Annotated in this window: 5 protein-coding genes; all 5 read left to right on the top strand. The window is 61.5% G+C overall.

Annotation, left to right across the window (positions count from 1 at the left end; translation table 11 throughout):
• Nucleotides 1–189 precede the first annotated feature (189 nt).
• The 5 genes from I2G43_RS00230 (at nucleotide 190) to prfA (ending at nucleotide 5,929) form a co-directional block, all read left to right on the top strand.
• Nucleotides 190–1,116, top strand: coding sequence for a transporter substrate-binding domain-containing protein (locus I2G43_RS00230; RefSeq protein ID WP_195534634.1), 927 nt, complete (start codon nucleotides 190–192; stop codon nucleotides 1,114–1,116).
• A gap of 9 nt (nucleotides 1,117–1,125) precedes the next feature.
• Entirely contained in the window at nucleotides 1,126–2,274 is a 1,149-nt protein-coding gene (locus I2G43_RS00225) for an amino acid ABC transporter permease (protein WP_195534633.1), read from the top strand.
• Nucleotides 2,275–2,296: 22 nt separating this feature from the next.
• Nucleotides 2,297–3,082 carry an amino acid ABC transporter ATP-binding protein gene (locus I2G43_RS00220; RefSeq protein WP_195534632.1) on the top strand — a complete coding sequence of 262 codons (786 nt, stop codon included), beginning with the start codon at nucleotides 2,297–2,299 and terminating at the stop codon, nucleotides 3,080–3,082.
• A gap of 72 nt (nucleotides 3,083–3,154) precedes the next feature.
• Nucleotides 3,155–4,570 (top strand): M20/M25/M40 family metallo-hydrolase, encoded by a 1,416-nt coding sequence (locus I2G43_RS00215; RefSeq protein WP_195534631.1) that lies wholly within the window; start codon nucleotides 3,155–3,157, stop codon nucleotides 4,568–4,570.
• A gap of 291 nt (nucleotides 4,571–4,861) precedes the next feature.
• Nucleotides 4,862–5,929 carry a peptide chain release factor 1 gene (gene prfA / locus I2G43_RS00210; protein WP_055252487.1) on the top strand — a complete coding sequence of 356 codons (1,068 nt, stop codon included), beginning with the start codon at nucleotides 4,862–4,864 and terminating at the stop codon, nucleotides 5,927–5,929.
• Nucleotides 5,930–6,031: the final 102 nt, after the last annotated feature.

Here is a 6,031-nt window from a genome sequence, read left to right as displayed (position 1 = left end):
CATTCAAAAGGCAAGGCATGACCAGAAGGTCTATGCCTTGCCTTTTTCATGCCAAGTGGTACATGGGGCAGGCTGCTTTGCGCCAATCGTCCTCGTGTGTCTATTAATTTTTCGCGCACATGCCGCGCTGCTGGTCGCGGGCGTATATCCTGTCTTATTGTCAGCAAAACGAAATTGGGAAGGCACCAGATGCAATCTCGACAACAGCGCGACGCGCATCCACAGCCGGTATGCAGCCGTCGCATCTTTTTGGGTAGCGCTCTCGCTGCGAGCGCTTCTGTCGTCGCCGGCGCACTTGCCGGCTGCCAGCGTCCCTCCACGCTGGAAGTAGTTCAGCCCACGACGGGCGGCGGTCGCGATGACCTGTCCGATTCCGTTATCGGCAAGGATAAGATCCGCATCGGCATGGAGGCGGCCTACGCCCCGTACAACTGGCAGGTTTCCGAGGCCAGCGAGTTCACGATCCCCATCGACAACGTGCAGGGCGCCTATGCCGATGGCTACGACGTGCAGATCGCCAAGATCGTCTGCAAGGCTCTCGGCGGCGAGCCCGTTGCCGTCAAGCAGAGCTTCTCGGGCCTTATCGACTCGCTCAACAACGGCCAGATTGACCTCATCATCGCCGGCATGAGCGCCACGCCCGAGCGCGAGGAGTCCGTCGGCTTTTCCGACCCGTACTTCATTGGCTACTTTGGCCTGTTCGTAAAAGAGGGCTCGCCCTACCAAAACGCCACCAAGCTCGGCGACTTCAGCGGTGCCACGGTGCTCGGCCAAAAGGACACCATGCTCGATACCGTCATCGACGAGATTCCGGGCGTTGTGCACAAGAACCCGGTCGATTCGGTCCCCACGGTGTTCTCGAATCTGCTGCAGGGCACTTGTGACGCTGTGACCTACAACACCGAAAACGAGAAGGGCTATATGGCCCAAAACCCGGGCATCGTGCCCATTCGCTTTGCCGAGGGCGAGGGCTTTAAGCAGGAGGTCACGGCAAATGTCGGTTGCCGCAAGGGCTCGGACAAACTGCTTAAGCTCATCGACAAGACACTCAAGGGCATTAGCCAAGAGGAGCGCGACCAAATGTGGGACGCGTGCCTCGACCGTCAGCCGGCATAGGGAGGCAGCATGAAAGGCATCAATCGTCTGGCCTCCTTTATCAAGGCCGACCACCGTTATGTGTACCTGGGCACGAGCGCTATCGCGGCGCTCGGTCTGGCGTTTAGCCAGCGCAACCCAACGCCGCTGAGCTTCTTGGCGCCCACGGGCGTGTTCCAAGACTGCCTCTGGGTAATCCTTTGGGCCTGGCTCGTCGTGTCGGCGGCGGCGCTCGTCACCAAGCTCATACACTGGAACGACTATCGCGAAACGTCGCCGTTTGCATCTGAGCGTTGCCGTCGCGGCGCGCGCCTGGGCAGCTATGTCGTGGTTGCCATCGCGGCGATCTTCTTTATCGACCGCTGCGTCATGTCGTTTGTCGACCTGGTGCAGGTGAGCATTGTCTCGGACTCCAATCCCAGCGACTTTCTGTCGAGCTTGGTCTACATGACCTACAAGAGCGGCGACTTCTTTATCCGCGGTATCGAGATCACCATCGCGCTTGCCACCTTCGGCACGGTCATCGCCTTCTTCTTGGCGCTGCTCTTTGTGTTCTTGCGCACCCAGACCTTCGATCGCGTCGACAACGACCTGGTGCGCTTCTTTAAGAGCATTGGCCGAGGCTTTGCGACCGTCTATTCCACCGTCGTGCGCGGCACGCCCATGATGGTCCAGGGCCTGCTCATCTATTACGCGGGCTTTACCGTTCTGCGCGGCATGGGCTTCGAGACCGCCCAGGCCAACCAGATCTGGAGTACCTTCACCGCCGGCCTCGTCACCATCTCGCTCAACTCCACCGCCTACATGATGGAGGTCCTGCGCGGCGGCATCGAGTCCATCGATCCCGGCCAGGCCGAGGCAGCGCGCTCGCTGGGCCTGTCGCAGTGGCAGGCTATGCGCAAGGTCGTGTTCCCTCAGGGTATTAAAAACGCGATCCCGGCGCTCACCAACGAGCTCATCATCAACATCAAGGACTCGTCGGTGCTCTCGGTCATCGGCGTGTTCGACCTCATGTACGCCACCACCACCGTCGCCGGCGTGTACTACCGCCAGATGGAGGTCTACTGCGTGGCGCTCGTGGTCTATCTGATCCTGACGCTCGTGGCGAGCCGCCTGCTCGAGGCCTTTGGCAAAAAGCTCGGCGCCGAGGCTCCGGCCACGCTGCCCAGCTCTAACTAGGCTTAAGACGAGGAGAATCATCATGGCAGATACCGCCACTACCGGCACTGCGGCAGCCGTGCAAAACCAAGAGCCGCTTATCCGCGTCGAGGGCCTGCGCAAGAGCTTTGGCTCACTCGAGGTGCTCAAGGGCATCGACTTGTCCGTCAATCCCGGCGAGGTCGTCACCATCATCGGCGCCTCGGGCTCGGGCAAGTCGACGTTTCTGCGCTGCCTTAACCTGCTCGAGACTCCGGATGCCGGCCATATCTGGTTCCACGGTCAGGACCTTACTGCCGAGCGCTGCAATATCAATAAACTGCGCGAGGACATCGGCATGGTGTTCCAGGGCTTCAACCTGTTCAACAACATGGACGTGCTCGACAACTGCACGCTCGCGCCCGTCACGCTCAAAAAGATGAGCAAGGTCGAGGCCGAGAAGGTCGCGATGGAGCATCTGACCAGCGTGGGACTCGAAAAGTTCGCGCACGCCGCCGTGGGTCGCCTGTCCGGTGGTCAAAAGCAGCGCGTGGCCATCGCTCGTGCCCTGTGCATGAATCCGCAGATCATGCTGTTTGACGAGCCGACCTCAGCGCTCGACCCCGAGATCGTGGGCGAGGTGCTCGAGGTCATGCGCAAGCTCGCTGCCGACGGCATGACCATGGTCGTCGTCACGCATGAGATGGCCTTTGCCCGAACCGTGTCCGACCGCGTGGTCTTTATGGACAAGGGCGTGGTGCTCGAGGATGCCGCGCCGGCCGAGCTCTTCGGCAACCCCAAACACCAGCGCACTCGTGAGTTCCTCTCTCGCTATCTCGAGGACAAATAACCGACCGCAAACGCTTACGTTGCAGGGCCGCTCCCGTGGGGCGGCCTTTGTCGTCACAATCGAAAGGATGTCATGGCCGAGGTTTGGCGCTTCTTTGCGCATGAGGACGATTTTGCCGATATAGACGAGGCCGGCGCGTGCGAGCGCTTGGGCCGCGTGCTGTCGTTTCCGACCATTTCGAGCATGGATGCCGAGGCGGTGGATTGGCAGCCCTTCGACGACCTGCGCGCCTATATGCAGCAGGCCTGGCCGCGCGTGTTCGCGGCGGGCGAGGTCGAGCTTGTCGACCATTCGCTGTTGGTGACGCTTGACGGTTCCGACCCCGCCCTCAAACCCGTCATGCTCATGGGCCACATGGACGTGGTCCCCGTGGTGCCGGGCACCGAGGCCGACTGGACGCATGCTCCCTTTAGCGGACAGGTGGACGACACCTACATTTGGGGTCGCGGCGCTATCGACATGAAAGACCAGGTCGCAGGTATTCTCGAGGCGGTTGAGTATGCGTTGGCGCACGGCTGGGGGCACGAGCGCACCCTGCTGCTGGCTTTTGGCCAGGACGAGGAAACCACGCAGTACGGCGCGGGGGCGATCGGTCGCGTGCTCGAGGAGCGCGGTATTGAACTTGAATACCTGATCGACGAGGGTGACTACCGTATCGTTTCGGCTGCCGAGTACGGCGCGGGCGAGGGCTGGCTTATGCATGCCGACCTTGCCGAGAAGGGCTACGCCGATATTGTGCTCAAGACGAAGAGCGCGGGCGGGCATTCGTCTAACCCCTACGGCGGCACGTCGCTCGAGGTGCTCAGCCGTGCCATCGCCGCAATCTGCGATATCGAGTGGCCGACGCGCGTGACCGATCTGCTTGCCGCGCAGCTTGTCGAGCTGGGGCTCTCCACGGCGGATGAGATTGCCGCCAACGGGGATGCCATCGTGCGCGAGTGCCTCGCCAGCAAAAAGCTCTATCCGCTGGTGACGACCACCTGCGCGCCCACGCAGATCGAGGGAGGCAGCGCCGGCGCCAACGTAATGCCGCAGGATATGTGGGCCAACATTAACTTCCGCATGCTCGAGGGCACGAGCGTGGCCGACGTTGTGGCGCGCTGCCGTGAGGCGGTTGCCGGGGCGGACCTTGCCGGTCGTGTCGAAGTGGAGCTGGGCCCCGGCAGCTCCGAGCCCTCGCCGTCCCCGCGCATCGGTGGTCCCGGCCTCGAGGCGGTTCGCTCCATCGCCGCCCGCTATTTCCGCGATCCAAAGGGGACGGAGGAAAACGGATCATCCGAGCCGTTGGCGATTGTCCCCTCGACCGTGATCGGCGCGACCGACGCTGCCAACTACCAGCACATTTGCTCCGAATGCATTCGTTTTTCGGCGTTTGTGGTCGACGATGACGAGTGCGACCGCGGCGTCCACGGCACCAACGAGCGCATCACCCGCCGCGCCTACCTCCAGGGCGTACGCTTCCTCATCGCCCTACTCCACACGCTCTAGAATCTGACAAAGCGACAGTCCCTTTGTTAGCCGTTGGGGACGCTCTTAAACGACTAGTCGTTAAGGAACGTACCCAACGGCTACGTCCACTCATTCCGTGCGGGTTATATGCAGGTTTGCCTGCGCACGCTATCATGTATGGGTTAGATCGCAACTATGTACCCCACACGCGAAGGGATGCGCATGTATCTGAAGATCGACATGCTCTAGCTGGGCTTACCCCCGCAGTGGCGCCATGCGCCCCATCAATTCTGCCGATTTTCACCTTCACGCATATAAAGGAGTCCCGCCATGCGCGACAAGCTCGAAAAGATCATCAAGGCCTATGAGGAGCTCGAGAAGAAGCTTTCCGACCCGGCCGTTGCCTCCGACATCAAGGAGTTCACGCGTCTCAACAAGGAGTACGCGCACCAGTCCGACCTCATCGCCGCCTCGCGCGAGTACATCGGCGCGCTCGATGACATCGAGGCTGCCAAGGAAATGCTCCACGATACTACCGATGCCGATGAGAAGGAGATGCTCCAGATGGACATCTCCGAAAACGAGGCCAAGCTTCCCCAGCTCGAGGAAGACATTAAGTACATGCTCATCCCGAGCGACCCCAACGACGACAAGAACACCATCGTCGAGATTCGCTCCGCCGCCGGTGGCGACGAGGCGGCTATCTTTGCCGGCGATCTGTACAAGATGTATCAGCGCTTCTGCGAGTCGCGCGGCTGGAAGACCACCGTGCTCGACTCCAGCCCCAGCGAGGCCGGCGGCTTTAAGTCCATCGAGTTCAAGGTCGAGGGCGACCGCGTCTACTCCGTCATGAAGTTCGAGTCCGGCGTGCACCGCGTCCAGCGCGTTCCCAAGACCGAGTCCCAGGGCCGTATCCAGACCTCCACGGCGACCGTCGCCGTACTTCCCGAAGCCGAGGAGATCGACGTCCAGATCAACCAGTCCGACCTGCGCATCGACACCTACTGCGCCTCCGGTCCTGGCGGTCAGTGCGTTAACACCACTTATTCCGCCGTGCGCATCACCCACCTGCCCACCAACACCGTGGTGCAGTCGCAGGAACAGCGCTCCCAGATCCAGAACCGCGAAGTCTGCATGCAGATGCTGCGCGCCCGTCTGTACGAGATGGAGCTCGAGAAGCAGCAGGCAGAGCTCGGTGCCGAGCGCCAGAGCCAGATCGGCCACGGCAACCGTTCCGAGAAGATCCGTACCTACAACCAGCCCCAGGACCGCGTGACCGATCACCGCATCGGTTTCAACTCCACCTACAATGGCGTCCTCCTGGGCGACCAGCTCGGCACCGTCATCGAGGCGCTCGCCGCCGCCGAGCGAGCCGAGAAGCTGGCACAGGCAGTCTAAGTTCCGCCGTTCTACCGAACGGCGGACCAGCCGACGCTGCGTGCCGTCCAGAGCGACAATTTGTCATTCAAAAGGCAAGGCATGACCAGAAGGTCTATGCCT

The sequence above is a fragment of the Collinsella aerofaciens genome (assembly GCF_015557435.1).
Classification (GTDB): domain Bacteria; phylum Actinomycetota; class Coriobacteriia; order Coriobacteriales; family Coriobacteriaceae; genus Collinsella; species Collinsella aerofaciens_Z.
Note: the sequence above shows the minus strand (reverse complement) of the source record. Positions and strands in the feature narration are given on the sequence as shown.

Excerpts from the sequence above, each read along its gene's own strand:
- prfA (WP_055252487.1), top strand. The coding sequence starts at position 4,862 with ATGCGCGACAAGCTCGAAAAGATCATCAAGGCCTATGAGGAGCTCGAG.
- I2G43_RS00220 (WP_195534632.1), top strand. The coding sequence starts at position 2,297 with ATGGCAGATACCGCCACTACCGGCACTGCGGCAGCCGTGCAAAACCAA.
- I2G43_RS00230 (WP_195534634.1), top strand. The coding sequence starts at position 190 with ATGCAATCTCGACAACAGCGCGACGCGCATCCACAGCCGGTATGCAGC.
- I2G43_RS00225 (WP_195534633.1), top strand. The coding sequence starts at position 1,126 with ATGAAAGGCATCAATCGTCTGGCCTCCTTTATCAAGGCCGACCACCGT.
- I2G43_RS00215 (WP_195534631.1), top strand. The coding sequence starts at position 3,155 with ATGGCCGAGGTTTGGCGCTTCTTTGCGCATGAGGACGATTTTGCCGAT.